Genomic DNA, 2599 nt, shown 5'->3' on the forward strand with positions numbered 1-2599 from the left:
CCATATCGGGGACCGGGCCGCCATCGGGGATGCGGATATGGCTGGCGATGATCGCGCCGCCAAGACGGGACGGCACCAGATCGCGATATTGCATGCCTGCGCGCCCGATAACCCAAGGCGCCTGATCGGCAAGGCGGCGCACGACAAACGCATGTTGTGTGGCGGGGGTGACAAGTGGCGGGTTCAACTCATCAATTTCGACCCGCGTGCCGTTGGGCGCGGTGAGGGTGCGGCTGGGGAAGGCCGAAGGGTCATCAGTCAGCAGGCGCAGGGTGCCGGGTGGTTCCGCCGCCCCTTTCTGGATGCGGATGCGCAAGCCGTGACCTGACAGCACCGCGACCTCGGGGTTGTCAGCGGGAAAGATACTGTCGAGGCGAAAGCCAAGCGTCCTGGTGTAGAACGGCAGGTCGTTGCGCAGTTCCTGGGTTGGCAGTCGAATTTCGGCGCGAGTCTCGGCCATGATTTGCCCCTTCATTCCGGTTCCTGATGCTGGACACGGTGCGAGCATCGCCGGGGATTTTCAAGTTGAAATTGAATAACCATCGCGCCCGCCTGCCCTTGCGGCATCCGCAGAATGATTTAACACTGGACTGGAATTGGGGAGAATTGACCATGGATGACACACGCAACGACAATGCGCGGCAGGCAGCACTGAATTATCATGAGTTTCCGAAACCCGGAAAGCTGGAAATCAGGGCGACCAAACCATTGGCGAACGGGCGCGATCTGTCGCTGGCCTATTCCCCCGGCGTAGCCGAAGCCTGTCTGGAGATCAAGGCGGACCCATCGACCGCGACGCGCTACACCTCCAAGGGCAATCTGGTTGCGGTGATTTCCAACGGGACGGCGGTGCTGGGTCTGGGCAATATCGGCGCGCTGGCGTCCAAGCCGGTGATGGAAGGCAAGGCGGTTCTGTTCAAGAAATTCGCCAATATTGATTGTTTTGACATCGAGGTGAACGAGGCCGATCCGCACAAGCTGGCAGATATCGTCTGCGCCTTGGAGCCGACTTTTGGCGCGGTGAACCTTGAGGATATCAAAGCCCCCGATTGCTTTATCGTGGAGGCATTGTGCCGGGAACGCATGAACATTCCGGTCTTCCACGACGATCAGCACGGCACCGCGATTGTGGTGGGGGCGGCGGCGACCAATGCGTTGTATGTCGCGAAAAAGAAGTTTGAGGATATCAAGATCGTCTCCACCGGCGGCGGGGCGGCGGGGATTGCCTGTCTCAACATGCTGTTGAAGCTGGGGGTGAAGCGCGAAAACATCTGGCTGTGTGATATTCATGGCGTGGTTTATGAGGGCCGCGAGCAGGACATGAACCCGCAAAAGGCGGCCTTCGCGCAGGCGACCGACAAGCGCAATCTGGATGAGGTGATCGACGGGGCCGATCTGTTTCTGGGCCTGTCCGGCCCCGGTGTGTTGAAGCCGGACATGGTGGCGCGGATGGCGAAACGCCCGATTGTGTTCGCATTGGCGAATCCGACGCCGGAAATCACGCCGGACGCGGCGAAAGCCGTGGCGCCGGATGTCATCATGGCAACGGGTCGGTCGGATTTCCCCAATCAGGTCAACAACGTGCTGTGCTTTCCGTTCATCTTTCGCGGCGCGCTGGATGTGGGTGCGACCACGATCAACGATGAGATGGAGCTGGCCTGCATCGCGGGGATCGCCGCCCTTGCCCGCGCCACGACCAGCGCCGAGGCGGCTGCGGCGTATAAGGGGGAGCAACTGACCTTTGGCCCGGAATACCTGATCCCGAAACCGTTTGACCCGCGCCTGATCGGGGTCGTTGCCTCTGCCGTGGCGAAGGCTGCGATTGAAACCGGGGTTGCGACCAAGACGATTGAGGATTTCGACGCCTATAAGCGCAAACTCGACGGTTCGGTGTTCCGTTCTGCCTTGATCATGCGGCCGGTGTTTCAGGCTGCCGCCACCGTCACCCGCCGCATCGTGCTGGCGGAGGGTGAGGATGAGCGGGTCCTGCGTGCCGCCAATGCGATGATCGAGGAAACCACCGACAAGCCGATCCTGATCGGGCGGCCGGAAGTGGTGGAAAGCCGCTGCGAACGCGCGGGGTTGCCGATCCGTCCGGGACGGGATTTCGATCTGGTGAACCCGGAAAATGACCCGCGTTACCGCGATTACTGGGAAACCTACCATCACCTGATGGCGCGCAGCGGCGTGACGCCGGATATCGCCCGCGCCGTGATGCGGACCAACACCACGGCAATCGCCGCCGTCATGGTGCATCGCGATGAGGCCGACAGCATGATCTGCGGCACCTTCGGGCAATATCTGTGGCACCTGAACTACATCACCCAGATCCTTGCGACCGAGGGGTTGCATGCGGTGGGGGCGCTGTCGTTGATGATCCATGAGGAAGGGCCACTGTTCATTGCCGATACCCATGTTCATTCCGAACCCTCGCCCGAACAGATCGCGGAAAGCGTGATTGCGGCGGCGCGGCATGTCAAACGCTTTGGTCTTGCGCCGAAAATCGCGCTTTGCGCCGGGTCGCAATTCGGCAATCTGGATTGCGATACCGGACGGCGGATGCGCAGCGCGCTGGAAATCCTCGACTCCGCACCGCGCG

Annotated in this window: 1 protein-coding gene and 1 pseudogene; one reads left to right on the forward strand and one right to left on the reverse strand. The window is 61.3% G+C overall.

What is annotated here, in order from left to right:
- A pseudogene (locus L0H65_RS18030) lies at positions 1-460 on the reverse strand (cupin); the annotation flags it as partial.
- Positions 461-612: 152 nt separating this feature from the next.
- Between L0H65_RS18030 and L0H65_RS18035 the strand changes: the two are divergent.
- Positions 613-2599, forward strand: a 1987-nt coding sequence (locus L0H65_RS18035) for an NADP-dependent malic enzyme (protein ID WP_301460593.1), incomplete at its 3' end; no start/stop codon positions are given.

Origin of the sequence: Pseudorhodobacter sp., from assembly GCF_030452865.1 — a bacterium.
Taxonomy (GTDB): Bacteria; Pseudomonadota; Alphaproteobacteria; order Rhodobacterales; family Rhodobacteraceae; genus Pseudorhodobacter.